The following is a 24928-nucleotide window of genomic DNA, read 5'->3' as shown; positions in this document are numbered from 1 at the left end:
GTCACCCGTCAGCCGTCAGTCCCCCGCCCCGGTCCGGCTCCCCCGGACCGCCGTGTCCGCCGCGCCCCCGGCACCGACGGCGCGCAGGCGGCTCGCGGCGGTGGCGGCGAGCTGCGGCGCCAGCCGGGCCACGTCGCGGGAGCCGGCCACGGCGATCAGGGTCGGCAGCAGCCAGCGGACCGGCTGCATCCCGCGCAGCCAGGCCTGCGCGTAGACGTGGGCGGACCGGCGGGCGATCCCGGCGACGATCCGGTCCACCGCGGGCTCCAGCGGATACGTCTTGTTCGCCGGCCACGGCAGCCGGGAGCGCATCTGCTTCAGCACGGCGTCCTGGTCGGCCCCGCGCACCATGTCCGTGTCGGTCCAACTCAGATACCCGACACCGACCTTGACCCCCTGGTAGGCCACTTCGGCGCGGATCGAGTGGGCGAAGGCCTCGACCCCGGACTTGCTGGCGCAGTACGCGCTCATCAGCGGCGCGGGGGTCAGCGCGGCGAGCGAGGCGATCTGGAGCAGGTACCCGCGGCTCTCGACGAGTGCCGGCAGGAAGGCCCGCGCGGTGGCCACGCTGCCGAGCAGGTTGACCTCGATGACCCGGCTGAACGCCCGGTGGTCGCTGTCGGTCAGCGGCCCGCCGATGGCGATCCCCGCGTTGGCGACCACGGTGTCGATCCGCCCGTAGTGCTCCTGGATCCGCCGGGCGGTGGACTCGAGCGCGTCGAGGTCGGTGACGTCCACCTCCCAGCTGGTCGCGGACGGGCCGCACTGCGCGGCGACCGCCTTCAGCTCCTCCGGCTCCAGCCCCAGCAGCGCCACCTTGGCTCCGCGCCGGGCGAGCTTGCGGGCCAACGAGGCGCCGACGCCGCGCGCGGCCCCGGTGACGACGACCACCTGCGCGGACAGCGGCGGGATGGCGTTCATATGACGGCGGTCCTCTCGTCGGCGGAAGCGGAAGCGGGCGCGGCAGGAGCAGCGGCAGCGGCAGCGGCAGCGGCAGCGGCGGCAGCAGGGTCGGCGGCAGGCGCGGCCGTCAGGTAGGCGGAGGCCATCCGGTGGATCTCGGCGGCGACCTCCTCCGGACGCTCCAGCGGCGCCATGTGGCCGACCCCGGGAAGCAGCAACAGCCCCTGCGGGTCCTGGAGTTCGGCGACGATCCGATGGGCCAGCACCGGCGGGGTCAGCCGGTCGTCGGTGCCGACCACCACCGCGGTGGGCGCGGCGAGCCGGGCGAGCCCGGCGTGGACGTCCAGCCGGTCCAGCACCGCGGCCCAGTTGGCGCGGACCGCGGTCGGGCAGGCGTGCACGATCCGGGCCGTCGCCTCGACCTGGCCGGCGGGCGAACCGGGGCCCATGGTCGCGTACTTGAGCGCCGCCCGGCTGACCGGGGAGACCGGCCCGAGCGGCATCCGGGAGCGCAGCAGCAGCCGGTGCAGGAAACGCCGCAGGCCCCGGGCGCGTACGGCCGGCGGCAGGACGTTGAGCGCGGCCACCAGATCACCCGGACCGGTGGAGACCAGGACGGTCGCGGCGGTGCGCTCGGCGACCTCGGGACGGCCGCCGGCGGCCATGATGGTCATCCCGCCCATGCTGTGCCCGGCCAGCACGGCCCGCTCGCCCGCCGGAACGGTCCGCGCGAGCACGGCGGACAGGTCCTCGGCGAGCGCCCTGGTCGAGTACCGGGCCCGGCTCGGCGGGATCTCGCTGTGCCCGTGGCCGCGCTGGTCGTACGCCACCACCCGGTAGCGGTCGGCCAGTCGGCGGATCACCGGGGCCCAGAAGGCGGTCGAGCAGGTCCAGCCGTGCGCGAGCACCACGGTGGGCGCGCCGGGCCGGCCGTGCACCTCGACGTGCAACCGGATGCCGTCCGCCGACCGGACGCTCAACTCCTCCGCCGGAACCGGCGGTTCGTACTCCTCGGGCAGACGGACGCCACTCACGCGGAGACCTCCTGGACGGTGCGGGCGGCCGTCGGTGCGGCACGCATGATCAGCTCGTACTCGCCGAGGTCGACCTTGCGGGTGGCCCGGCGGAACGAGGTGGTGGACCCGGGCCAGAGCACGGTGTTCTTGCCGCTCGGGTCGAGGTACCAGCTGAGGCAGCCGCCGGTGGTCCACACGGTGCGGTCCATCCGGTGCTGGAGTTCGAGGTTCCACTGCCGCTGGGCCCGCGCGGTGGGCTGCATCGCGGCGGCGCCGATCGAACCGAGCGTGGTCAACGCGTCGATCATGTAGTTCAGTTGGGACTCGATCATCAGGATCATCGAGCTGTTGCCGAGGCCGGTGTTGGGCCCGATGACGAAGAAGAGGTTCGGGAAGCCGTGCACGGTCGAGCCGCGCAGCGCCTCCATGCCGCCCTTCCACTCCTCGGCGAGGCTGGTGCCGTTGACGCCGAACACCCGGTCGCCGATGGGCATGTCGGTGACGTGGAAGCCGGTGCCGAAGACGATGGCGTCCACCTCGTGCTCGCTGCCGTCGGCCGCGACCAGCGTGGAGCCGCGCAGTTCGCGCAGACCGGAGGAGACGACCTCGGTGTTGGCCGCCGCGAGCGCCGGGTAGTAGGTGTTGCTGAGCAGGATGCGCTTGCAGCCGATCCGGTAGTCCGGGGTCAGCTTGGCGCGCAGCGCCGGGTCGGCGACGCCCTGGGCGAGGTGGCGCTCGGCGAGCTGCTGGACCAGGCGCAGCAGTCCGGGGCGGCGCACGAACGCGTCCACCTGCAGCTCGCGGAGAGCGAACAGGGCGCCGCGGCGGATCTTCGCGGTGACCGGCAGGCGGCCGTGCAGCCACTTCTCCAGCTCGGTGATCTCGCGGTCGCGGCGCGGCAGCACCCAGGCCGGGGTGCGCTGGAAGACCGTCAGCTTGCCGACCCGGGGCTGGATCGACGGGACGATCTGGGCGGCGGAGGCGCCGGTGCCGACCATCGCGACGCGCTTGCCGGTCAGGTCGAAGTCGTGGTCCCAGCGGGAGGAGTGGAACACCTTGCCGGGGAAGCCGCCCAGTCCGGGCAGGTCGGGGATCTGCGGGTCGGCGAGCGGTCCGGCGGCCGAGACGATGGCGTCGGCGGTCCACTGGCCGGCCGAGGTGGTGATCCGCCAGCGGGTCTGCTCGACCTCCCAACGGGCCTCCAGCACTTCGGTGTTGAAGCGCAGGTGGGGGCGGAGGCCGAAGACGGTGGCGACCTTCTCCAGGTAGGCGCGGATGTCCGGCTGGCCGGAGAAGCTGCGCGGCCAGTCGGGGTTGGGCGCGAAGGAGAAGGAGTAGAGGTGCGAGGGCACGTCGCAGGCGCAGCCGGGGTAGCTGTTGTCGCGCCAGGTGCCGCCGACCGAGTCGGCCCGCTCCAGGACCACGAAGTCGGTGATCCCGGCGCGGCGCAGTCGGACCGCGGCGCCGAGGCCGCCGAAGCCGGAGCCGATCACCGCCACCCGGACGTGCGGGACGGGCTCCTGCGCAGCGGTGGCGTCGGTCGCCGCGGACGCGTCGGAGCGGGGGCGCTTGCTGCTGGGTGCCATGCGGCAAAACCTCCTGAGGGTGGGACGGTGATCGTCGCGCTCTCCCGGGGCCGCGACCCCGGGACCCCGGGGGTCCGCCTCCGGGACCCTGCCAATCGCGCCAGTAATCACTGGCATGGTTGGCAGGGTAGCCCTTGCCGACACCGGAGGGAAGAAGCGCGACGGCTCCGATTCGGGGAGCCTTCCGAGCCGGCGGTCCTATGCTGATCGCCGTGGACAAGGTCAGAGCTGCTGCGGGCGACAGAAAACGCGAGTACCGGGTGGAGGAACTGGCCGAGGCCGCCGGCATCACCACCCGCACCCTGCGCTTCTACCGCGAGCGCAAACTGCTGCAGCCGCCCCGCAAGGAGGGCCGCATCGCCTGGTACGGCGAGGAGCACCTGGCCCGGCTGCGGATGATCGGCGAGCTCCTCGAACGCGGCCACACCCTGGGCGGCATCGCCGAGCTGATCGGCGCCGGCGAGAGCGGGCGGGACGTCGCCGAACTGATCGGGCTGGAGGCGGCGATCGTCGCGCCGTGGTCCGACGAGACCCCGGTGCACCTGGACTGGGAGGAGCTGAAGACCGCCTTCGGCGACCAGCTCACCGAGGAGAACACCGCCGAGTCGATCGCCCAGGGCTACATCACCGTCGGGGAGGACGGCGTCACCCACGTCAGCCGCCGGCTGATGGACGCCACCACCGAGCTGGTGGCGGAGGGGGTTCCGCTGGCGGTGGTGCTGGAGGCCAGCCGGCGCACCCAGGAGCACGTGGACGCCATCGCCGAGATCTTCATCGAGGTGGTCAGCGAGCACCTGCTCAGCGCCCTGGCCGCCGACACCCCGCTGCCGCCCGGCGAGGCGGCCCGGCTCACCGAGCGCATCCTGCGGGTGCGGCCGCTGGCGCGGACGGTCGCGGACGCCCAGTTCACCCTCGCGATGGACCGGCGGGTGCACGTCGAGTACGCCGAACTCCTGCGCCAGCGGCGGGAGAACGGTTCCGAGGCGTAGCCGGGCCGCCGGGCGGGCAGGGATTCCGGCGCCCCGCCCGCACGTTGGAGGTGCCGCCGATGCCCCGACCGCTCAGCCGCCGCGCCGCTCTCGGCCTCGCCGCCGGACTCGCCCCGGGGCTCGCGCTCACCGCGTGCGGCTCCGGCTCCACGGCGCCGAGCGCCGGTCCGTCCGGCTCCGGCGGCAGCCGGACGGTCCGGCACGCGCGCGGCGAGAGCACCGTGCCGGCGCGGGCGAGCCGGGTGGTGGTCCTGGACACCGACGCGCTGGACTCGGTGGTCACCCTCGGCCTCGGCCCGGTCGGCGCGACCACCGTCACCGCGGGCGCGCCCTTCCCCGCCTATCTGCCAGCGGAGCGGCTGGCCGGGACGAAGCCCGTCGGGGCCATCGGCCAGCCCAGCCTGGAGGCGATCGCGGCACTGCGGCCGGACCTCATCCTGAGCAACCGGGTCCGCGACGACAAGCGGTACGACGAGCTGTCGAAGATCGCGCCGACGGTGCTCTCCAGGACCACCGGGCCGACCTGGCAGGAGAACGTCCGGCTGCATGCCGAGGCGCTGGGCCGGCAGGCCGAGGCCGACGCGGCGGACGCGGCGTACCGGGCGAAGCTGCGGGACCTGGTCACCGCGCTCGGCGGACCGGCCAGGGCGGCGGCCACCCGGGTCGAGATGGCCCGCTTCCTGGCGGGCGCGCCGACCAGGCTGTACCTGAACGACACCTTCGTCGGCTCGCTGTTCAAGGACCTCGGGCTCGGGCGGCCCGCCAACCAGGACAAGCCCGGGTTCTCGATGGAGATCAGCCCCGAGCAGGTGGACCAGGCGGCGGCCGACGTCATCTTCTACTCGGTGTACGGGGACGCGGCCAAGTCCGACCAGGGGAGGATCACCGAGGGGGCGCTCTGGAAGAACCTGGACGCCGTCCGCAGCGGGCGGGTGTTCCGGGTGGACGACAACCTGTGGATGCTCGGCATCGGCTACACCGGGGCCGGGCTGATCCTGGACGAGATCCGCAGGGACCTGGTGCCGGCCGGTGGGTGACGGATGACGGGCGACAGGTTTCAGACGACAGATAACAGATGACAGATGATGAAATCTGTCATCTGAAATCCGTCACCCGTCCGCCCGCCGCGCGCACCGCCCGCCCGTCACCCCCGCGCGTACCGCCCCGGCCGCAGCCGACCGGTGCACGCGAGGAACGCCACGAAGCCGCCGAGTACGATCCAGCCGGGCCAGCCCGCCAGCGACATGGTGAGCGGGTCCAGCTCGGCGTCCGGTTCCGCGAACTCCCGGACCATCGACACGCTCATGCTGCTCGCGAAGGCGTGCGCCAGCACCGCCGGGACCACCGACCCCGAGCGCAGCCTCAGCCAGGTGAAGACCGGCAGGACGAGCACACAGCTCACCGTCAGCGCCGGCACCGCCAGGTACCAGGGCCGTCCCGGATACTGCCCGCCCATCAGCAGCGTCGGCAGGTGCCAGAGCGCGAAGGCCGTCCCGGTGAGCAGGTACGCCCGCACCAGCGCCGCCGTGCCACCCCCGGGCCGGAGCAGCCGGGGGAACAGGAAGCCCTGCCAGCCGATCTCCTCACCGAAGAACAGCGGGAGCGAGAGCACCATCCCGATCAGGCCCTGGACTGCCCACGATCCGACCCGCCCCGCGTCCAGCGAGCCGAAGCCGGCGAACGGGTAGCCGCCCACCAGCGCACCGAGCACCAGCGTCGCGGCCGTCAGTCCGCCGAGCACCCCGAGCGGCAGCAGGCAGGCCCGAACCGCCCGGGCCCACGGCCGGGGCAGGCGCAGCGCCAGCGCCTCCCGCACCGCACCGCCGCGCTCGACGAAGCGCACCACGAGCAGCGCCGCCAGTGCCGGGGCCAGCATGGCGGCCCCGATGCAGAGCTGCTCCAGCGTGCCGACCTCCTCCCGGGCGTCGGCGCGCCGGTAGCCGTCGGCGAGCAGCGGCGTCATGGCCGCCCACATCCCGGCACAGGCGAGCACCAGGTAGACCAGCAGTCCGCGCCGCCGCGCGGCGCTCGGCGGGGTTCGTGTCAGAAGCGTCATGCCGGGGACGCTACGGAACCGGAGGTCCACGCCGGAACCAAGTGCACTACCGGTCCCGGGAGTTGTCCACTACCACGCCGATGGTCGAGTTTTCTGGGTGTACGGCGGCCGACTGGAGGTGCTACCGCGCGCCCCGCGCTCCGTCGACCACCACTCCCCGCGCCATGAACCACCACGGAAGCTGCACAGGAAAGAGAATTGACGTATCGTCAGGCCTCACACAGCGGGGGCGACGGTGGTCCGCTCACCGTCGCCCCCGCCGTACTCCCCGCCGGCCGGCACACCACGGCCCTCGGGGCCTCCGCACCCCGCCAGGCCCGGGCGGCCCACCCCGCTCCGGGCCCTGGGCTCCATCGGCCCCGCGCCCGGATCAGGCCGTACTCGGCTCGTCTGACGGGTGGTTGCCTGCTAGTTCACTGACGTCATCCCAGCCGCCGGGACCGCAGCTCCGCGAGCCGCCGCTCCAGGCCGGCCCGGCAGGCCGGCCACTCCTCGTCCGTGATCGAGAAGACCGCCGAGTCCCGCAGCCGCCCGGCCTCCCCCGGCGCCCAGGACCGCGCCCAGTTCCGCAGCACACCCTCGAACGTCGCCCCGGCCTTCGCGATCGCCGCCCGCGAACGGCCGTTGCGGGCGTCGGTCGTGAGGTCGACCCGGCCGACGCCCCGTTCCTCGAAGGCGTGCCGGAACAACAGGTACTTGGCCTCGGTGTTCAGCCCGGTGCCCTGCGCGGAGGCCGCGAGCCAGGTGAACCCGACCTCGATCGCGAACAGCGAACCGTCCTCGGGCAGACGGCGCGGGTTCCAGAGCGCCGTCGCCCCGACCACCCGGCCGGAAGCCCGGTCCACCTGCACGTACGGGGCGAGCAGACCGGCCTCCCGGCGCGCGAACTGGGCGTCGATATAGGCGTCCACGCCGTCGGCCGAGGGCACCCAGGTGTACGTGTAGCCGCTGCGGTCCTCCTCCGCGGCGGCCGCGAGACCGGCCGCGTGGCCGCGCTCCAGCGGCTCCAGCCGGAGGAACTCCCCCTCCAGCAGCGGTCCTTCGAGCAACGGCATGGCGACGGCACCGGAGCCCACGGCTCCTCCTTCACGACGACGGTGGTGGCACCGGCAGCTTTCCAGCCACGGGCCCCTCCGCGCCGCGATTTTCCACCCCTCGGACACCCTCCGCCCCGCCCGGGCCGGTCACTGCAGCCGCCACTCCTGCGCGGTGTTGCCGGGGGTGCAGGCGACCATGGTGACCGCGCCGCCGGCGCCGTTGTTGGTCATGCAGACCTGGTTCTGGTAGTCGCCGAAGGTGTAGGAACCCGCCGAACTCCCCGTGCGGAGCGTCCAGTTGGTGAGGAAGCTGAAGCCGCCGCTCAGGACGACCTTCCCGTCCATCGTCTGGACCATCTGCGGGCCGCCGTTGTTGCAGGCGTTGAAGAGGATCCACGCACCCGGGTTGGTCGAGCGCACCCAGCCGTACTGCGCGTGGCCGCCGACCACGATCGGGTTGTCGCCGTTCAGGTTGTCGTCGCGCATCCCGATCGTGCGGCCGTCCTTCACGCTGACGATGGTGCTCCAGCTGGTTCCGCCGCAGGACGCGGGCCGGGTCGGGTTCTGCGGGGCAGCGGTGGTGCCGCTGGTGGTGGTCTGGGCCGGGGGCTGCGGGTTCTGGCCGGCGGGCGGGTTGGGCGGCGGGTTGCCGCCGCCGGGCTGGGGCGCCTGACCGGCCGAGGAGCCGCCGGCGGCCGTGCCCGTTCCGCCGGTCCGGCTGCCGCCCGAGCCGCCGCTCGCGCCGCCGCCGCCCTGACCGGCGGCCGTGCCCGGAGGGACCGGCGCCTGCGGCTGGTTCTGGGCGGCGCCGGGCGTCGGCTGGCCGGGGGCCGGGGTGGCCGCCGGGGTGTCGGTCGGCGCCGGGGTGGCAAGTGCGGCGGTGGTCTCGGACGCCGACGCCGTGGCACCCGGGTTGGCCGGGGCGGTGACCACCACGGTCGGCGGGGCGGCGGGCGGCAGGGCGGCGCCGGAGCCGTCGCCCGCGCCCCGGTCGATCAGCAGGACGGTCGCCGTGCCCATCGAGATGACGACGGGGACGATGACGGGCACCAGCAGGGTGCGCCGCGGCCGCCGGCGGCCGGGCTCGGTCCGCGCCTGCGGTTCCACGTTCGCGACCTCGTCCGGTGCCGGGGCGCCGCCTGCGGCGGGTGCCACCACGGCTCCGCCCTTGGCCACGTCCGCGGCACCACCCTTGCCGGGCTCCGCGGCACCGCCCTTCGCCGGGCCCGAGCCACCGCCCTTGCCCAGTTCCACGGCGCCGCCCTTCGCCGGGTCCACGGCCCCCGCGCCCGCACCGGGCCGGAGCGGGATGGTCCGGCGGTCGGCCGCGCCGGCCTTCCCGGCCCCCGGGGCGCCCGCCGAGCCGCCCTCCCCCGCGAGCGCCGCACGGGCCGCCGCCGCCATCTCGGCGGCGTCCGCGTACCGCTCCTCGGGCTTCTTGGCCAGCGCCCGGGCGACCAGCGCCCGCACCGGCGCAGGGAAGGTGTCCGGCAGCTCCGGCACCGGCTGGTTGACGTGCTTGAGCGCGATCTGGAGCGGCCCGTCACCGGAGTACGGCGGCTCGCCGACCAGCAGCTCGTAGCAGACCACGCCGATCGAGTAGAGGTCGGTGGCCGGCCCGAGGTTCGCGCCCTCGGCCTGCTCCGGGGACATGTAGAGCGCGGTGCCGATGATCGCGAACGGGGCGGTCAGCTTGGTGCTGGCGAGCGCCCGGGCGATGCCGAAGTCGGTGATGGCCACCCGCCCGTCGGCGCGCACCATCAGGTTGGACGGCTTGACGTCCCGGTGCACGATCTCCCGCAGGTGCGCGGCGTGCAGCGCGTCCAGGGCGCCCGCGACCAGGTCGAGGGCGCGCTCGACGCCCATCGGACCGCCGTCCTTGAGCACCCGGTCCAGCGGGCGCCCGTCGATCAGCTCCATGACGATGTAGGCGCAGCGCTCCTCGCCGTCGCCGCCGCTCTCCCCGTAGTCGTGGACGCCCACCACGCCGGGGTGGTCGACCGCGGCGACCAGCTGGGCCTCGCGGCGGAAGCGCTGGGCCGAGGTGTCGTCCTCCAGCAGCTCCGAGCGGAGGATCTTGACCGCGACCTGCCGCGCCAGCACGGTGTCCTCGGCCTTCCAGACCGAGCCCATCGCGCCGCCGCCGATCTTCTCGACCAGCTCGTACCGGCCGCCGAGCACGGTGCCCGCCCCGCTCATACCCCTGCTCCCCCGTGTGTCGCGCCCCGCCCCGCCGGGTCGTCGGCACACAGTGTGCCAGAGCGTGTCACTGGCTCAGCAGCCCAGGTCCGAAAAGGAATTGAGCACCAATTGTCAGGCCTTGAGGAAGTATCGGGCATGATCGGCGACTTCTCGGACAGTTGCGATCACCGCCTGCGGACGGTCGGCCTGGATGACGTGACCGGCGCCGTGGACGGTGCCGTGCGTCGCCCGGGAGGCGTTCCTCGCGACGCACGCCTGCAGCGCGGTCCAGCGGCCGCGCATCGCCCCGGGCAGCCCCCGGGTGGCGCTCAGGACGGCCATCGGCATCCCGAGCGGTCGGGCGGCGCAGCGGCGCCGCCGGATCTCGGGGACCGCGCGAACCGCCATCCGCTGCTCGGCGAGGACGGCCCGCCGCTGGTGGCGGTGCGCGACAACGGCCGCCTCCGCCAGGTCGAGCGGCGTCGCCGGTGCGGACGACGTCGACCGCGGCGCTGCGGGTGCCGGCGCGGTCCGGAGCATCCACAGCCGGTTCAGCACCGCGTCGGCGACCCGGATGGAGAGCGGCTGGAACTCCTCGTGCCCCGGGTCCACCAGCACCAGTCCGGCCACCAGCTCCGGCCGCTGCCAGGCCAGGAGTTGGGCCAGCTGACCGCCCCAGCTGTGCCCGACCAGGAGGGCCGGCCCGGCGTCCAGGTGCCGCACCAGGGCGGCCAGGTCGGCGATCTGGCCGTCCAGGGACGGGGCGGCTCCGCGCTCGGGTGCGCTGGCGCCGAGCCCGGCCCGGTCGTACGCCACGACCCGTCCGTACCGGGCGAGTTCGGGCAGGACGGCCGACCAGCTGAGTGCCGTGGTGCCGCAGCCCGCGATCAGGACCACCGGTACGGCATCGCCCCGGCCCGCCTCCACCCAGCGCAACGCCCGTCCGCCGCGGTCCAGTTCACCGGTGCGCAGGCCGCCGGGCAGGTGCTCGCCGAGCGCCCGCGCGATGGCCGCCTGGACGCTGCGCAGGCCCGGCCCGGCGGGCGTCCGCCGCTCGCTCTGACTGGTGTTCACGAGTGATCCCCCCTGGATCCGTCGTCCGACCCCTCCCCCGGGGGCCGGTTCCACCTGACGGGCTGACGGCCGGCCCGTCAGCAGGTCGTCCGGTCAACGACCGGTCGACCGACCGACCGACGGGCCGCCCGGGCTCCGGCCTCAGGCCGGCAGCGCCCGCTTCAGCAGGCCGAACAGCGCCTCCCAGTGTCGCTCGGCGGCCGCCGCGTCGTAGCGGCTGGTGTCGGCTTGGGTGTAGCCGTGCGGGGCGCCGGCGTAGACCTCCGCCCGGTACCGGACGCCGGCCTCGGTCAGGGCCACGGCGAGCCGGTCGATCTGCTCGGGCGGCAGCGCGGGGTCGTCGTCCGCGTGGCCGAAGTACAGCTCGGCGGTGATCCGGCCGGCGCCCAGGTGCGGGCTGTCCGGGCTCTCGGTGGCGAGGCCGCCGCCGTGGAAGCCGGCCGCCGCGGCGATCCGGTCCGGGTGGCTCGCGGCCGTGCGCAGCGCCAGCAGGGCTCCGCGGCAGTAGCCGGTCAGGCCGACCGGGCCGTCCTGGACCAGCGGGGACTCGGCGAGCCAGCCCAGGAACGCGTCCGCGTCGCGGTCGGTCGCCTCGGGGGTGAGCTCGTCGAGCAGCGGGACGATCCGGGCGAAGAGCTCGTCGGCCTGCTCCAGGTCGATGCGCTCCGGCAGGTCGAAGACCGGGGCGCGGCCGGCGCGGTAGAAGAGGTTGGGGACGAGCACGGTGTACCCGGCCGCGGCGAGCCGCTCGGCCGAGCTCTTCACGTGCGGCCGGAGCCCGAAGGCGTCCGTGTAGAGGAGGACGCCCGGGTGGGCCCGGTCGTCGTCGGGGTGGGCGAGGTAGGCGTCGGCGGTGCCGTCCGCCGTCGGGATCTCCACGAGGGTTCCGCGCACGGGCATGGTGAGGGGCTCCTTATCGGCTCGTCCGGCAGCGTAACCGGTGCACCCGCCGCCCGCCCACGCCCACGCCCCTTCCGCCGCCCTGCGCCCACGGCGCCCTCACCCGCGCCCGCCGACGCCCGTCCGCGCACCCCGGCCCGCACCCACCGGGCGCTCCGGGAGCGGGCCCGCTCCCCTGATGACGGCGGCTCAGGCCTCCCAGCTGCGGGAGCAGAGCACCAGCCGGTAGCCGTCCGGGTCGGCCACCGTCACGCCGTACTCGTCCCAGTACGGGTTGTGGGACTCGACCCGGGTGCCGCCGGCCTCCTCCAGCCGGGCGACCAGGGCCTCGTCCACCGGGGCCCCGAGGTAGACGACGAACAGGTCCTCCACCGTCGGGGTGGGCGCCATCGGCCGCTCCGGGTCGTACGTCAGCTCGAAGTGCCAGCTGCCGCCGGACGGGCCGACCATCAGCAGGTCGTGCTTGCCGGGCACCCGCGCGGTGCTGCGCCACAGTACGGAGAGGCCGAGGCCGCCGACGTAGAAGCGCTCGGCCGCCGCGAGGTCGAGCGAGGGGCGGGCGATCCGGATCGGCACAGTGGAATCGATCATGCCGGCGACCATAACCGATGCCACTGACATCGAACAACGGTTCGCCGCAGGGCTGTGGACGGTCCGTCAGAGCCGCCGCAGCCGCTCCTCGTCGGAGGTCCGCGGGCAGGTGAGGCAGGCGGTCGCGGCGGGCCCGACCGCGTAGTAGAGGCAGCAGCCGAGCCGGGTGCGGGTGTGGTGGGCGCGCCCGTCGGGGGTGTGCAGGCGGCGGAAGTCGGCACCGCCGGGGAGCGGCAGGGTGCCGCCGGGCAGGACGGCCTCGGCGGCGGCGACGGAGGCGTCCTCCTTGCCGAGCATCCGGCCGAGGTACCAGACGGCGGAGGCCAGGTCGTCCGTCACCATGCCCCAGAGCGCGCGGTCGCGGCGCCGGGTGGGCCCGGCGAAGGCGGCGAGCAGCGGCCCGTGGTGCGCGACCACGGCCGCCCGCAGTTCGGCGCGCAGCTCGTCGTCGCCGGGCAGGGTGACGTACCCGCGCGGGCGCAGGGCGAGCGCGCCGGTGGGGGCGTGCAGCCAGAGGTCGGCGGGGTCGACGGCGGGGACCCGCCGGGCGAGGTGCCAGGGGCCGGCGATCAGCAGGCAGGCCGACCAGGCGTAGTGGTGGAGCAGCCGGGAGGCGGTGACGTGCGGCCGCGGGGCACGGCCGTGCTCATCGGCGATGCGGGTCTCGGCGCCGGCCAGGACGGCGGCCAGCGCCCGTTCGTCGGCGGCGATTCCGGCTCCGGAGTACCAGCCGTCGGCGGCGCTCGGGTCGGGCTCGGCGGCGTCGAGCAGACGCAGCTCCAGCACTGGGCAGAGCTCCAGCAGCCGCCGGTAGTCGGCCACCAGCGCCGCGGAGGCGACGGACGCCGAACACGCCGAGGGCGCGACGGACAGGGGTGTTCCGGGAACCATTGACACTCCCGCGATCGATTCTGCATGATCGATTAAGGTGAGGCTCACCTTACAATGCATCAAGGCACCCGGCGACCACGCCCAGCCCGCCGGTCCGCTCATCGGTCCAATCGGTCGAACCAACCGGAAGCTTGACGAGCTTAGGTAAACCTAACCTAAGATGTCTCTTCGTGCTGAGAACCGACCCGCCGGCCCCCACAGCCCCGGCAACGCCCCGATCTCCGGCGCTCCGGCAGCCCCTGCTGCTGCTCGCCGGTGCGTGTGCGCTCGTGCTGTGCGCCGCCCTGAGCCTCGCGCTGGGCTCCCGGTCCATTCCGCTCTCCACCGTGGTCGACGCCCTCACCGGTGCCGCCCACGGCGGTGACGCCGATGTGGTGACGGGCCTTCGGGTGCCGCGCACGGTCATCGGACTGGCGGTCGGGGCCGCGCTCGGCGTCGCCGGGGCGGTCGCCCAGGGCGTCACCCGCAACCCGCTGGCCTCCCCGATCACCCTCGGCATCAACGCCGGGGCGAGCCTCTTCGTGGTCGCCGCGATCTACACGCTGGAGCTCACCCGCCCGGTCGAGTACATCTGGTTCGCCTTCGCCGGGGCGGCCGTCGCCGCCGTCGCCGCGTACGCGATGTCCCGGCGCGGCGGGGACCTCGATCCGGTCCGGCTGGCGCTCGGCGGCACCGTGCTCACCGTGGTGCTCACCTCCTGGACCTCCGCGCTGATGCTGGCCAGTCACCGCACCCTGGACGAGGCCCGGTTCTGGCTGGCCGGCTCGATCGCCGGACGGCACCTGGACACCCTCACCCCCGTGCTGCCCTTCCTCGGCCTCGGCCTGGTCGGCGCCCTCGTCATCGCGCCCGCGCTCAACGCCCTGGCGCTCGGTGACGAGACCGCGCAGGCGCTGGGCGTGCCGGTGGCCCGGATCCGGGTGGTCGGCGGGCTGGCCGTGGTGCTGCTCGCGGGCAGCGCGGTCGCCGTGGCCGGGCCGGTGGCGTTCATCGGACTGGCCGCCCCGCACCTGGTCCGCCCGCTGCTCGGCAACGACCACCGCTGGCTGCTGCCCGGCTGCCTGATCACCGGTCCGCTGCTGCTGCTCACCGCCGACGTGCTCGGCCGGCTGGTGGTCCGCCCGTCCGAGATCGAGGTCGGCATCGTGACCGCGTTCCTCGGCGCGCCGCTGCTCGCGGTGCTGGCCCGCAAGGTGGCCAAGTGACCGCCGTCGCCCTGCCCGTCCGGGCCCTCGCCCGCCGCCGTGCCCGTACCGCCGTCTGGTCGCTGGTGGCCGCCGCGCTGCTGGTGCTGCTGACCGGGATCGCGCTCGGCACCGGGCAGCTCAGCATCTCCGCCTGGGACGCGCTGCGCGCGCTGGTCGGACAGGGCGATCCCGGGGACGTCCTGGTGGTGCAGCAGTTCCGCGCGCCCCGGGTGGTTTCGGCGCTGATCGCGGGCGCCGGGCTGGCGATGGCCGGCTCGATGCTCCAGCGGCTGTTCCGCAATCCGCTGGCCGCCCCCGACACCATCGGCATCACCGGCGGCGCCTCCTTCGGCGCGGTGCTGATGCTCGCCTCCGGCGCCTCCCAACAGCTGGTCCCGCTGGCCGCGGTCGGCGGCGGACTGCTCGCGGCGCTGCTGCTCGGAGGCTTCGCCTGGCGCTCCAAGATGGCCGTCACCCGGCTGGTGCTGGTCGGCCTGGCCGTCCAGCAGGGTCTGGCCGCCGCCGTGAACCTGATGATCGTACGGTTCCCGGCCGAGCTGGCCTCCTCCGCGCTGCAGTGGACCACCGGCTCGCTCTACGGCCGCAACTGGACCGAGGTGTGGATCGGCGGCACCGCCATCGCGCTGACCGCCGTCGGCCTGCTGCTCTGCCAGCGGCGGGTGGCCGTGCTCGACCTCGGCGACGACTCGGCCGGCGGCCTCGGCCTCAACCCGGCCCGGGACCGGCTCTGGCTGCTGCTGCTCACCATCACCCTGGCCTCGCTGGCCGCCGCGCTCACCGGGCCGGTCGCCTTCGTCGCGCTCGCCGTCCCGCACCTGGTGCGGCTGCTCGCCGGGCCGCCCACCCTCGGCACGCTCGGCCTCACCGCGCTCACCGGCGCCGTGCTGCTGCTCTCCGCCGACCTCCTCGTGCTGCACGTGATCCCCGTCCACGGCCTGCCGGTCGGTGCCGTCACCGCCACCCTCGGCGCGCCCTGGCTCCTGGTGCTGATGATCCGCCAGGGCCGGCTTCCCCAGAGGAGCAGCTGATGACCTCCGTCGAGACGACCGCCGTGGCCTCCGGTACGGCCTCCGGCGCCACCGCGGGTGCCGCCGCGGATACCGCCGCGGATGCCGCCGCGAACCGGCTCGCCGCCCGGGGGCTCGACCTGCGCTACGGCGACCGGACCATCGTGGACGGGCTCGACCTCGAACTGCCCGGCAACGCCGTCACCGCGATCGTCGGGCCGAACGCCTGCGGCAAGTCGACGCTGCTGCGCGGGCTGGTCCGGCTGCTCGACCCGGCCGCCGGGACGGTCACCCTGGACGGCGCCGACATCCACCGGATGCCCGCCCGGGCGCTCGCCAAGCGGATGGGCCTGCTGCCGCAGCAGCCGGTCACCCCGGAGGCCGTCACCGTCGAGGCGCTGGTGCGCCTCGGGCGCTACCCGCACCAGCGGATGCTCAGCCCGTGGTCCAAGGCGGACCAGGCCGCGGTCGAGGAGGCGCTGCGGCGCACCGGCACCGCCGAGCTGCGCGACCGCCAGGTGGACCGGCTCTCCGGCGGGCAGCGCCAGCGGGTCTGGATCGCGCTCGCGCTCGCCCAGGAGACCGACCTGCTGCTGCTGGACGAGCCGACCACCTTCCTGGACCTGCGCCACCAGCTGGACGTCCTCGACCTGGTCGCCGACCTGCACGCCGAGGCCGGGCGCACCGTCGTGATGGTGCTGCACGACCTCGGGCAGGCCGCCCGGTACGCCGACCACCTGGTGGTGCTCAAGGACGGACGGCTCGCGGCCGCCGGTCCGCCGTCGGAGGTGCTGACGGCGGAGCTGGTGGAGACCGTCTTCCAGGTGCCGTGCCGGGTCGTGCCCGACCCGGAGACCGGCACGCCGCTGGTCGTGCCGCGGGCCCGCAGACGCGGCGGTGCCACCCCGTCCGACGCCCCGTGACCTCCCGTTCCGCCGGACTCCCCCGTTCCGTCCCCGTTCCCGTGCCCCCTTCCCCGTCCCCGTGTTCGACCCGATCCAAGGAATCCCGATGAACCGCCGACTCCCTGTCGCCGTCCTCGCCGTCGCCCTCTCGACCACCCTGCTCGCCGCCTGCGGCAGCAACGGGGACGGTGCCAAGTCGGGCGGCGACTCCGCCTCGGCCGCGTCCTCCGCCTCGGCCGGCACCGCCGCCGGGTTCCCGCGCAGCGTCAAGCACGCCGCCGGAACGGCCGAGATCAAGAGCCGGCCCAAGCGCGTCGTGGTCCTGGACAGCGGCGAGCTGGACGACGTCACGCTGCTCGGCATCACTCCGGTCGGCGCGGTGTCCCCGCACATGAAGACCGAGGGCGGGTTCCCGAACTACCTCAAGGACAAGATCAAGGACACCAAGGACGTCGGCCCGATGAACGAGCCGAACCTGGAGCTGATCGCCTCCCTCAAGCCCGACCTGATCCTCTCCTCCAAGGTCCGCCACGCCAAGGTGTACGACCAGCTGAACGCGATCGCCCCGACCGTGCTGGCCGAGACCACGGGCTTCCCGTGGAAGGAGAACCTCGCGCTGTACGCCCAGGCGCTCGGCAAGGAGGACGACGCCAAGAAGGCGCTGGCCGACTACGAGGCGCGGGCGAAGAAGCTCGGCGAGGCGATCAAGGCGAAGAACAACGGGACCATGCCGACGGCCTCGGTGGTCCGCTTCGTGGCCGGCCCGACCCGCCTGTACGCCAAGTCCTCCTACAGCGGCGTGGTGCTCAAGGACGTCGGCCTGGCCCGCCCGGCCTCGCAGGACGTGGACCAGAACATCGTCGAGGTCAGCGCCGAGCAGATCAACCAGGCCGACGCCGACCTGGTGTTCGTGACCACCGCCGACGACCCGAGCAAGACCAAGGAGAGCGAGGTCCAGCAGACCCCGGTCTGGCAGGGCCTGAACGCCGTCAAGAACAACAAGGTGTTCAACGTCCCGGACGAGACCTGGATGTCCGGCATCGGCGTCCAGGCCGCCGACGCGATGCTCGGCGACATCGCCAAGGCCGCGGGCGTGGACGCGCCGAAGTAACCGCCCGACAGCCGGGGCGAACAGATGACAGACGACGGATGTCAGATGACAGATTTCAAAAGTTGTCAGCTGTCATCTGTTCGCCCTCTCTCCTCCGCAACTCTCCGAGGACCCTCCATGCGGCTCTACCTGCTCGCGCTCAATCCGACCGACTCCGTCACCTCCGGCTTCCTGCCCGCCGCCGCCCGGCTCGGGCTCGACGTCACCGTCCTGACCGACGGCGCCGACGCCCACCGACGGGCCTACGCCGAGCTGCCGTTCCCCGCACCCGAGGTCCTGGAGTGCGACGTCCGCGACTTCCGCGCCGTCATCAGCCTCGTCTCGCGCCGCGCCCTCGCCTCGCCGGAGCACGCGCCCGACGCGGTGTTCAGCAACAGCGACCACCTCCAGACCCAGACCGCGCTGGCCGCCGAGTACTTCGGCCTCCCGGCCAAGGACTGGAAGGCCGCACTGCGCGCCAAGGACAAGGGCCAGCTGCGCCGCCACCTCGCGCTGACCGGCCTGGACACCGTCCGGTCCGCCGAACTGGCCCCCGGCCAGGACCCGGCCGAGCTGGACGTGCCGTTCCCCTGCGTGGTCAAGCCCCGCGAGGGAGTGGCCAGCGAGGACGTCACCCTGGTCGCCGACGCCGCCGAACTCGCCCAGCGCTGCAAGGAGATCCAGCACCGCAGGGCCGGCGCCACCCTGGTGGTCGAGGAGTTCCTGGCCGGGCAGCTGTGCACCCTGGAGACCCTCGGCGACGGCCGGCAGCGGCACGTCCTCGGCGGCTTCCGCACCCGGCTCTCCCCGCCGCCGGACTTCATCGAGGAGGTGCTCACCTTCGTCCCGGCCCACCCGCAGCCGGTGGTCGACCAGGTGCTCGCCCAACTCGACGCGCTCGGCGTCGGATTGGGCATCTGCCACACCGAGTTCGTGGTCCAGGCGGACGGCCGCGCCCGCATCATCGAGGTCAACTACCGCGCCCTCGGCGACCAGTGCGACCTGATGCTGGCCGAGATCCTCGACATCCCCCTGTTCGAGCTCGTCCTCGGCGTCCACCTGGGCCGCGAGCTGCCCGCCGACCTCGCCGAGCGGTGCGCCGCGACCCCCCGCCGGGCCCGCAACGAGGTGGTCTGCGCCGACCGGTCCGGCGTCCTCACCGCCGCCCCCGGCCCGTACGACGAGGAGCGCGACGGCGTCCGGCTCGCCTACCGCCCGCTGCGCCCGCTCGGCGAGCGCCACGAGCACTACCGCACCAACCGCGACTACCTGGGCGTCGTCTGGACGATCGGCGCCGACCAGGACGCGGTGGACGCCGCCGCCGCCCGCTTCCTCGCCGCCAACCGCTGGGAGATCACCCCGTGACCGCCGCAGACCGGACCGCCGCCACCGATGCGGCCGACACCGCGCAGCCGACGCCCGCGGCCGAGCAGCTCACCCTGCGCGTGCTCTCCGCCCTGCTGCGCGAGGACGTCCTCGGCCTGCGCACCCGCGGCACGGTCGAGGACCGCGCCGACGGCCCCTGGCTGACCGTCCCCGAGCTGCAACTCGCCCTGCCGGTACGCCCGGAGGGCTTCCAGTGCGAGTACGCGGCCCGGCTGCCGCTGCTGGAGCTGGCCGGTCGGCGGCTCACCGGCCCGGAGCCGGTCGTGGCCGCGCTCGCCGAGTCGGCCGAGGCCGAGGACCGGCCCGGCTGGGCGGCCTTCGCCGAGGAGTGCCGGCAGACCCTCGCCACCATGGACCTGCACGAGCGGGTCCGCCCCGAGGTGCACGACCGGCTCGCCGACCTGTACGGCGCGGACCCGGCCGACTGGACCGGCCCCGCCGCCGCCCTCGGCCACGACGCCCTGGCCGCCTACCTCGACCACCCGGTCTACCCCACCGCACGCGGCCGGTCCGGCCTCACCGAACCCCAACTACGCGCCTACGCACCCGAGTTCCACTCCGCCTTCGAACTGCGCTGGCTGGCCGTGCCGGCCGGCGCGCTGACCGTCCACGGCGAGCGGCCGCTGCCGAGCTGGTGGCCCACCCCGGCCTGGCTCGGCCTCGCCGACCGGTGCCCGGGCGACGGCTGGGCCACCCTGCCGGTCCACCCGCTCACCGTCGGCGCACCGCTGGACGAGGCGCTGGCCGCCACCGGCCTGGCCGGCCGCGCGGTGCTCGCCGAGCGGCCGTACCTGACCGTCGTCCCGACGCTGTCCATGCGCACCGTCGCCGTCGCCGACGACCCCGCCTGCCACCTCAAGCTCCCGCTCGCCACCGCCACCCTGGGCCGGCTCAACCGCCGCACCATCAAGCCCGGCACGCTGCTCGACGGCGCGGCCGGCCAGCGGCTGATCGAGGCCGTGCTGGCGCGCGAGCCGCGCTTCGCCGGCCGCGTCCTGCACGCCGACGAGCAGTCCTGGGCGCACGCCGGACACGAGCTGCTGGCCGTCCTGCTGCGCCGGTACCCGGCCGGGCTGGAGCAGTCCGCGACCGTTCCGCTGGCCGCCCTGCTGGCCCCCGCGCCCGGCGGCCGGCTCGTCATCGACCACCTCGCCGACCGCTACCACGGCGGCTCCGTCCTGGCCTGCTACGACGCCCTGCTGGAGCTGCTGCTCGACTGGCAGACCACGCTGTTCGGCCACGGCGTCGCCCTGGAGTCGCACCAGCAGAACACCTCCCTGGTACTCGACCGGGACGGCCTGCGGCTGCTCTACAAGGACGACGACGGACCGCGCGTACACACCGCCCGGATGACCGCCTCGCTCGGTGAACTCGCCCCCTCCCAGGATGAGTTCGACGACGCCCGGATCTTCGGCGAGGACGACCGGGCGCTCACCGACCTGTTCGCCACCATCACCGGCCACCTGTGCACCGGCGCCCTCGCCTTCGGGCTCGCCGACCAGGGCCGGGCCGAACTCGCGGACACCCTGGCCCTGTTGCGCAAGCGCACGGCGGAGGCCGTGGAGCGCCTCGGGCCGGTGGGCGAACCGCTGCGCGCCGCGCTGCTGGACGCCGAGCGGCTCCCGGTCAAGGCCATGGTCACCGCCGGGACGCTGCTCAGCAAGCAGCGCTCGGGCGCCGCCGACATCAACAAGCACTACACCAGCGGGCCCAACTACCTGCGCACGGACGGGACCGCCCGGTGAGCGTGGAGACCCTGCCGCAGCAGTCGCCGCCCTCGGCCGAGCGCTCCGGCGGGCTCGGCCGGCGCCAGGTGCACGCCGTCGCGGCCTGCTACTTCGTCGCCTCCTTCGCCGCGCTCGGCCTGCCGCCCTACCTGACCGCGATCCTGCCCGCCCTCGGCGACCCGGAGGCCCGCTGGGCCGGTGTGCTGTACATCGTCCCGACGGTGTTCAGCGCGCTCGGCGCACCGCTGTGGGGCCGACTGGCCGACCGTTTCGGCCGCAAGCGGCTGCTACTGCGCGCCCAACTCGGGCTCACCGTCTCGTTCCTGCTGGCCGGGGCCGCCGACAGCCTGACCGCGTTCACCCTCGCGCTGGTCCTCCAGGGCTTCCTCGGCGGCACCTTCGCCGCCACCAACGGCTACCTGGCCGCCGCGCTCGACGGCCCCCGGCTCTCCCGCGCCCTGACCCTGATGCAGGGCAGCGCGCGGGCGGCGCTGGTGGCGGCGCCGATCCTGGTCGGGGCGCTCTCCCCGTGGATCGACCCGCACCGCCAGTACCTGGTGATGGCCGTACTCCCGCTCGCCGCGGCGGTGTTCCTCGCCCTGCTGCCCGAGCCGGAGCGCCCCGAGGCCGCGGCGACCGCCGACGGCCGGCCGGCCGAGCGGACCGCCCCGGTGTCGCTGCTGCCGCTCTACGCCTTCGAGTTCGCCTTCGTCTTCGCGACGGTCATCTCCTTCCCGTACCTGATCGCCCTCGCCGAGCAGCGCCTGCCCGGCGTGGACGGCACCACCACCGGCGTGCTGTTCGCCCTGCCGCACCTCTGCTACCTGGTGTTCGCCGCCCGCACCCACACCGTGTTCCACTCCCGCCCGCACACCGGCATCGCGCTCGGCTTCGGCTTCGTCGCGCTCGGCCTGGCCGGGCACGCGGTGGCGTACTCGCTGCCCGTGTTCGTCGCCGTCCGGCTGCTGCTCGGGACCGGGCTCACGCTGGGGCTGGTCTGCCTCTCCGTGCTCGCCGCCGGAGCCGCCCACGGGCGCCAGCCCGGGCGGATGTTCGGCACCCTCGAACTCGTCTCCAAGGGTGGCGCCGTCGCCGCCGGCGCCGTCGCCGCGCTGGCCAACGGCCGGTTCGGCGCCGCCGCCCCCGTGGTGGCCGGAACCGCCGCCGCCCTGCTGGCCGCCGCCGCGGCCACCACCCTCACCCTCCCGTCCCTCCGCCAGCGCTGGAGTCGCCGATGACCCCCGAGCAGTCCACCCACTCGCCCAGGACCGACGAACTCCGCGACACCACCGGCCGATCCGTCGACGCCGGCGGCCGACGCGGCGGCGGTACCGGGGAACTGCCCACCGCCGACGACGCGGTGGCCCACACCCTGCTGAACTGCCTGCTGCGCGAGGTCTCCGCGCCCGAGCACCAGACCGCCGCCGACGAGGGCCGGCTGCTGCTGCGCCTGCCGCGCCGCGGCGCCCTGCTGCGGGTCGCCCTGCGCCGCACCTCGCTGCTCGGCGCGCACCGCTTCACCGGACCGGTCGAGGTCGAACGGGACGGCGGCTGGGCCGAGTTGGGCTGGCATGAGTTGGCCGAGTACGCCCAGCACGAACTGGAGCTGCGGACCGGCACGGTGAACGAGGAGTTCCTCGACCAGGTCGCCTCCAGCCACCACGGCGTCCGCCAGGGCCTGGACGGCCGGCCGGCCGCCGGACCCGACCGCTACCTGGAGTCCGAGCAGGCCCTGCTGTTCGGCCACCGCTTCCACCCGGCCCCCAAGTCCCGTTCCGCGGCCCGTGGCGACTGGCGCGGCTACGCCCCCGAGTCCCGCGCCGCCTTCCCGCTGCGCCACCTCGCCGTCCGCGCCGACCTGCTGGCCGAGGAGTCGGCGGACCGGAACGTGACCGCCCTGCTGGACGGGCTCGGCGAGGTGCCGGACGGCTACCGGCTGCTGCCCGCCCACCCGTGGCAGTACCGACTCATCGGCGACCACCCGCTGTTGCGCGCCGCCCTGGACCGGGGCGACATCCTCGACCTGGGACCGCGCGGCGAGCCGTTCACCGCGACCGCCTCGGTGCGCACCCTGCACGGCGCCGACGCCTTCCTCAAGTTCAGCCTGAACGTCCGCATCACCAACTGCCTGCGCAAGAACGCCGCTTACGAGCTCACCGGCGCCGTCGCGCTCACCCGGCTGCTCGCCCCGGCGCTGGCCGACCTCGCCCGGCGCTTCCCCGACTCGGCCGTGCTGCGCGAACCGGCCTTCCGCACCCTCGCCCTGCCCGGTGCCGACGGACACCCCGACCGGGCGCTGTACGAGGGCTTCGGCCTGATCGTCCGGGAGGGCTTCGGCGGTGTGCTGCGGCCCGGCGTCACCCCGCTGCTCGCGGCCGCCGTCGCCGACGAGCACCCGACCAGCTCGGCGCACATCTCCCGGCTGCTGGAAGGGAGTTCGGACGGCACGGCGGCGCTCGACTGGTGGCGCGACTACCTGCGACTGCTCGTCCCGCCGGTCCTGGCCGCCTACTTCGACCACGGCGTGGTGCTCGAACCGCACCTGCAGAACGTGCTGATCGGCGTGGACCCGGCCGGGCGCCCCGTCCAGGTGCTCTTCCGCGACCTGGAGGGCACCAAGCTCGTCCCCGAGCAGAACGCCGGCATCCTCGCCGCGCTCCCGCCCGAGGTGGCCGGACCGATGACCTACGACGCGGAGCGCGGCTGGGACCGGGTGGTCTACTGCCTGCTGGTCAACCACGTCGCCGAACTGCTCGCCGCGCTCGCCGACCGCCACCCCGAGCTGGAGTGCGCGCTCTGGCAGACCGTCCGGGACACCCTGGAGGAGTACGCCGCCGCGCACGGCTGCCCGCCCCGGCTGCGCGCGCTGCTGGCCGGCGTCCCACTGCCCGCCAAGGCCAACCTGCTGACCCGCTGGGAGCGCAAGGCCGACCGCGAGGCCGGCTACGTCCGGCTGCCCTCCCCGCTGGCCGGCTCCGTCCTCGCCGAGGCCGCCCGCATTCCCGTCCGCACGCCCGTCCGCCTTCCCGCCGGGAGCACCGCCCGATGACGACCGAGACCGACCGGCCGACCGGAGCCGTCCGCGGCTTCACCGCCGGCCTCGCACCCGACGAACTGCCCGCCTACGTCTACGACCTGGCGGCGCTGCGGGCGCACGCCGCCGCCGTCCGGGCCGCACTGCCCGAGCGGGTCGAGCTGTACTACGCCGCCAAGGCCAACCCGGAGGCGCCGCTGCTGACCGCACTGCGCTCGGCGGTGGACGGCTACGAGGTCTCCAGCGGCGGGGAGTTGGCGCACGTCCGGGCCGCCGTGCCGGACGCGCCGCTGGCCTTCGGCGGCCCGGGCAAGACCCCGGCCGAGATCACCGCGGCGGTGGACGCCGGGGTGCACCGCTGGCACGTCGAGAGCGAGCAGGAGCTGCACCGGCTGGCCGCCGTCCTGGCGGACCGGCCGGGCACGGTCGTGGACGTGCTGCTGCGGGTCAACCTGGCGGTCGAGACCGAGGCGCTCGACGCGGTGCCGCTCGCCATGGGCGGCCGCCCGACACCGTTCGGGCTGGACCCGGACCGGGCCGAGGAGTGCGTCCGGCTGCTCGCCGACGGCGCTCCGCTGGGGCGGCGGCTGCGGCTGCGCGGCGTGCACGCCCACCTGGCCAGCGGGCTCGCGGCGGCGGAGCAGCTGTCGGTCGCGGCCCGGATCGTCGCCTGGTCCGCCGCCCTGGCCGAGCGGCACGGCTTCCCGCTGACCGAGGTCAACATCGGCGGCGGGATGGCCGTGGACTACGCGGACCCGTCCGCCCGCTTCGACTGGACGGCCTTCGGCGAGGGCCTGGCGAAGCTGCTCGACGCCCACCCGGGGCTGACCCTGCGGATCGAGCCGGGCCGGGCGCTGACCGCCTACTGCGGCTGGTACGCGACCGAGGTGCTGGACGTGAAGGCGAGCCACGGCGAGGACTTCGCGGTGGTCCGCGGCGGCACCCACCACCTGCGCACGCCCGCGACCCGGGGGCACTCCCAGCCCTTCGCGGTGCTCCCGGTGGACGCCTGGCCGCACCCGTGGCCGCGCCCCGCCGTCACCACCGGCCGGGCCACCCTGGCCGGGCAGCTGTGCACCCCGAAGGACGTCCTCGCCCACGCGGCCGAGGGCGCGGACGGGCTGCGCTCGGGCGACCGCGTGCTGTTCGCGATGGCGGGCGCGTACGCGTGGAACATCTCGCACCACGAGTTCCTGATGCACCCTCGCCCGGGCTTCCACTACCTGGACGGCGACGGGCCGGGCGCGGCGGAGGCGTGAGGGGCGGCGCGGGGCGGTAGGCCGACGAGTAACAGGTAACAGATGACAGCTGACAGATTTCGAAATCTGTCAGCTGTCATCTGTTACC

General features: G+C 74.7%; 21 protein-coding genes. 11 read left to right on the top strand and 10 right to left on the bottom strand.

Annotated features, from left to right (window positions below; all coding sequences use genetic code 11):
• Positions 1–15 precede the first annotated feature (15 nt).
• The 3 genes from ABZW03_RS06065 to ABZW03_RS06055 are packed head-to-tail and all read right to left on the bottom strand — an operon-like array spanning position 16 to position 3505.
• Positions 16–921: an SDR family oxidoreductase gene (locus tag ABZW03_RS06065; protein WP_355252907.1), complete on the bottom strand. Its 906-nt coding sequence runs from the start codon at positions 919–921 to the stop codon at positions 16–18.
• Positions 918–1937 carry an alpha/beta hydrolase gene (locus ABZW03_RS06060; RefSeq protein ID WP_355252904.1) on the bottom strand — a complete coding sequence of 340 codons (1020 nt, stop codon included), beginning with the start codon at positions 1935–1937 and terminating at the stop codon, positions 918–920. The genes ABZW03_RS06065 and ABZW03_RS06060 overlap by 4 nt, the downstream gene beginning before the upstream one ends.
• On the bottom strand, positions 1934–3505 hold the full coding sequence (locus ABZW03_RS06055; protein WP_355252901.1) for an NAD(P)/FAD-dependent oxidoreductase: 1572 nt from the start codon (positions 3503–3505) through the stop codon (positions 1934–1936). Before ABZW03_RS06055 ends, ABZW03_RS06060 begins: the two co-directional genes overlap by 4 nt.
• Positions 3506–3717: 212 nt before the next feature.
• On the opposite strand from ABZW03_RS06055, the gene ABZW03_RS06050 reads away from it, so the two are divergent.
• Positions 3718–4494 carry a MerR family transcriptional regulator gene (locus ABZW03_RS06050; RefSeq protein ID WP_355252898.1) on the top strand — a complete coding sequence of 259 codons (777 nt, stop codon included), beginning with the start codon at positions 3718–3720 and terminating at the stop codon, positions 4492–4494.
• Positions 4495–4553: 59 nt separating this feature from the next.
• A complete protein-coding gene (locus ABZW03_RS06045; RefSeq protein WP_355252895.1) occupies positions 4554–5531 on the top strand; it encodes an iron-siderophore ABC transporter substrate-binding protein in 978 nt (325 codons plus the stop codon).
• 107 nt (positions 5532–5638) lie between these two features.
• On the opposite strand, the gene ABZW03_RS06040 is transcribed toward ABZW03_RS06045, so the two are convergent.
• From ABZW03_RS06040 to ABZW03_RS06010, 7 genes are all read right to left on the bottom strand, one after another.
• Complete coding sequence (locus ABZW03_RS06040) at positions 5639–6550, bottom strand: CPBP family intramembrane glutamic endopeptidase (protein ID WP_355252892.1); 912 nt, start codon at positions 6548–6550, stop codon at positions 5639–5641.
• 422 nt (positions 6551–6972) lie between these two features.
• Positions 6973–7605: a GNAT family protein gene (locus ABZW03_RS06035; protein ID WP_355252968.1), complete on the bottom strand. Its 633-nt coding sequence runs from the start codon at positions 7603–7605 to the stop codon at positions 6973–6975.
• Between the two features lie 129 nt (positions 7606–7734).
• Positions 7735–9786 (bottom strand): protein kinase, encoded by a 2052-nt coding sequence (locus ABZW03_RS06030; RefSeq protein ID WP_355252890.1) that lies wholly within the window; start codon positions 9784–9786, stop codon positions 7735–7737.
• A 114-nt stretch (positions 9787–9900) separates the two neighbouring features.
• The gene (locus ABZW03_RS06025) at positions 9901–10842 is read right to left on the bottom strand and encodes an alpha/beta hydrolase (RefSeq protein ID WP_355252887.1); all 942 of its coding nucleotides are present in this window, start codon (positions 10840–10842) and stop codon (positions 9901–9903) included.
• A 141-nt stretch (positions 10843–10983) separates the two neighbouring features.
• The gene (locus tag ABZW03_RS06020) at positions 10984–11742 is read right to left on the bottom strand and encodes a dienelactone hydrolase family protein (protein ID WP_355252884.1); all 759 of its coding nucleotides are present in this window, start codon (positions 11740–11742) and stop codon (positions 10984–10986) included.
• A gap of 189 nt (positions 11743–11931) precedes the next feature.
• Complete coding sequence (locus ABZW03_RS06015) at positions 11932–12333, bottom strand: VOC family protein (protein WP_355252881.1); 402 nt, start codon at positions 12331–12333, stop codon at positions 11932–11934.
• A gap of 66 nt (positions 12334–12399) precedes the next feature.
• Positions 12400–13224 carry a (2Fe-2S)-binding protein gene (locus ABZW03_RS06010; protein WP_355252878.1) on the bottom strand — a complete coding sequence of 275 codons (825 nt, stop codon included), beginning with the start codon at positions 13222–13224 and terminating at the stop codon, positions 12400–12402.
• A gap of 239 nt (positions 13225–13463) precedes the next feature.
• On the opposite strand from ABZW03_RS06010, the gene ABZW03_RS06005 reads away from it, so the two are divergent.
• From ABZW03_RS06005 to ABZW03_RS05965, 9 genes are all read left to right on the top strand, one after another.
• Positions 13464–14429: an iron ABC transporter permease gene (locus ABZW03_RS06005; RefSeq protein WP_355252965.1), complete on the top strand. Its 966-nt coding sequence runs from the start codon at positions 13464–13466 to the stop codon at positions 14427–14429.
• Between the two features lie 62 nt (positions 14430–14491).
• Positions 14492–15460, top strand: a complete 969-nt coding sequence (locus ABZW03_RS06000; protein WP_355252962.1) for an iron ABC transporter permease — start codon at positions 14492–14494, stop codon at positions 15458–15460.
• A complete protein-coding gene (locus tag ABZW03_RS05995) occupies positions 15460–16362 on the top strand; it encodes an ABC transporter ATP-binding protein (protein ID WP_355252875.1) in 903 nt (300 codons plus the stop codon). The genes ABZW03_RS06000 and ABZW03_RS05995 overlap by 1 nt, the downstream gene beginning before the upstream one ends.
• 88 nt (positions 16363–16450) lie before the next feature.
• Entirely contained in the window at positions 16451–17455 is a 1005-nt protein-coding gene (locus ABZW03_RS05990; RefSeq protein WP_355252873.1) for an iron-siderophore ABC transporter substrate-binding protein, read from the top strand.
• A gap of 117 nt (positions 17456–17572) precedes the next feature.
• Positions 17573–18799: an ATP-grasp domain-containing protein gene (locus ABZW03_RS05985; protein ID WP_355252870.1), complete on the top strand. Its 1227-nt coding sequence runs from the start codon at positions 17573–17575 to the stop codon at positions 18797–18799.
• An 80-nt stretch (positions 18800–18879) separates the two neighbouring features.
• Positions 18880–20565 carry an IucA/IucC family protein gene (locus tag ABZW03_RS05980; RefSeq protein ID WP_355252959.1) on the top strand — a complete coding sequence of 562 codons (1686 nt, stop codon included), beginning with the start codon at positions 18880–18882 and terminating at the stop codon, positions 20563–20565.
• Positions 20566–20567: 2 nt separating this feature from the next.
• Positions 20568–21785: an MFS transporter gene (locus ABZW03_RS05975; protein WP_355252956.1), complete on the top strand. Its 1218-nt coding sequence runs from the start codon at positions 20568–20570 to the stop codon at positions 21783–21785.
• The gene (locus ABZW03_RS05970; protein ID WP_355252867.1) at positions 21782–23596 is read left to right on the top strand and encodes an IucA/IucC family protein; all 1815 of its coding nucleotides are present in this window, start codon (positions 21782–21784) and stop codon (positions 23594–23596) included. Before ABZW03_RS05975 ends, ABZW03_RS05970 begins: the two co-directional genes overlap by 4 nt.
• Entirely contained in the window at positions 23593–24840 is a 1248-nt protein-coding gene (locus ABZW03_RS05965) for a type III PLP-dependent enzyme (protein ID WP_355252864.1), read from the top strand. The genes ABZW03_RS05970 and ABZW03_RS05965 overlap by 4 nt, the downstream gene beginning before the upstream one ends.
• Positions 24841–24928: the final 88 nt, after the last annotated feature.

The organism is Kitasatospora sp. NPDC004799 (assembly GCF_040609095.1).
In the GTDB taxonomy this organism is placed as follows: domain Bacteria; phylum Actinomycetota; class Actinomycetes; order Streptomycetales; family Streptomycetaceae; genus Kitasatospora.
The sequence above is the reverse complement of the archived record's forward strand: the minus strand, read 5'-3'. Positions and strand labels throughout refer to the sequence as shown.

What these genes read in the sequence shown, in the direction of transcription:
- ABZW03_RS05965 (WP_355252864.1), top strand. Translation starts at nt 23,593, where the DNA reads ATGACGACCGAGACCGACCGGCCGACCGGAGCCGTCCGCGGCTTCACC.
- ABZW03_RS05985 (WP_355252870.1), top strand. Translation starts at nt 17,573, where the DNA reads ATGCGGCTCTACCTGCTCGCGCTCAATCCGACCGACTCCGTCACCTCC.
- ABZW03_RS06065 (WP_355252907.1), bottom strand. Translation starts at nt 921, where the DNA reads ATGAACGCCATCCCGCCGCTGTCCGCGCAGGTGGTCGTCGTCACCGGG.
- ABZW03_RS06010 (WP_355252878.1), bottom strand. Translation starts at nt 13,224, where the DNA reads ATGGTTCCCGGAACACCCCTGTCCGTCGCGCCCTCGGCGTGTTCGGCG.
- ABZW03_RS06030 (WP_355252890.1), bottom strand. Translation starts at nt 9,786, where the DNA reads ATGAGCGGGGCGGGCACCGTGCTCGGCGGCCGGTACGAGCTGGTCGAG.
- ABZW03_RS05970 (WP_355252867.1), top strand. Translation starts at nt 21,782, where the DNA reads ATGACCCCCGAGCAGTCCACCCACTCGCCCAGGACCGACGAACTCCGC.
- ABZW03_RS05995 (WP_355252875.1), top strand. Translation starts at nt 15,460, where the DNA reads ATGACCTCCGTCGAGACGACCGCCGTGGCCTCCGGTACGGCCTCCGGC.
- ABZW03_RS06040 (WP_355252892.1), bottom strand. Translation starts at nt 6,550, where the DNA reads ATGACGCTTCTGACACGAACCCCGCCGAGCGCCGCGCGGCGGCGCGGA.
- ABZW03_RS06055 (WP_355252901.1), bottom strand. Translation starts at nt 3,505, where the DNA reads ATGGCACCCAGCAGCAAGCGCCCCCGCTCCGACGCGTCCGCGGCGACC.
- ABZW03_RS06045 (WP_355252895.1), top strand. Translation starts at nt 4,554, where the DNA reads ATGCCCCGACCGCTCAGCCGCCGCGCCGCTCTCGGCCTCGCCGCCGGA.
- ABZW03_RS06020 (WP_355252884.1), bottom strand. Translation starts at nt 11,742, where the DNA reads ATGCCCGTGCGCGGAACCCTCGTGGAGATCCCGACGGCGGACGGCACC.
- ABZW03_RS06015 (WP_355252881.1), bottom strand. Translation starts at nt 12,333, where the DNA reads ATGATCGATTCCACTGTGCCGATCCGGATCGCCCGCCCCTCGCTCGAC.
- ABZW03_RS06035 (WP_355252968.1), bottom strand. Translation starts at nt 7,605, where the DNA reads ATGCCGTTGCTCGAAGGACCGCTGCTGGAGGGGGAGTTCCTCCGGCTG.
- ABZW03_RS05990 (WP_355252873.1), top strand. Translation starts at nt 16,451, where the DNA reads ATGAACCGCCGACTCCCTGTCGCCGTCCTCGCCGTCGCCCTCTCGACC.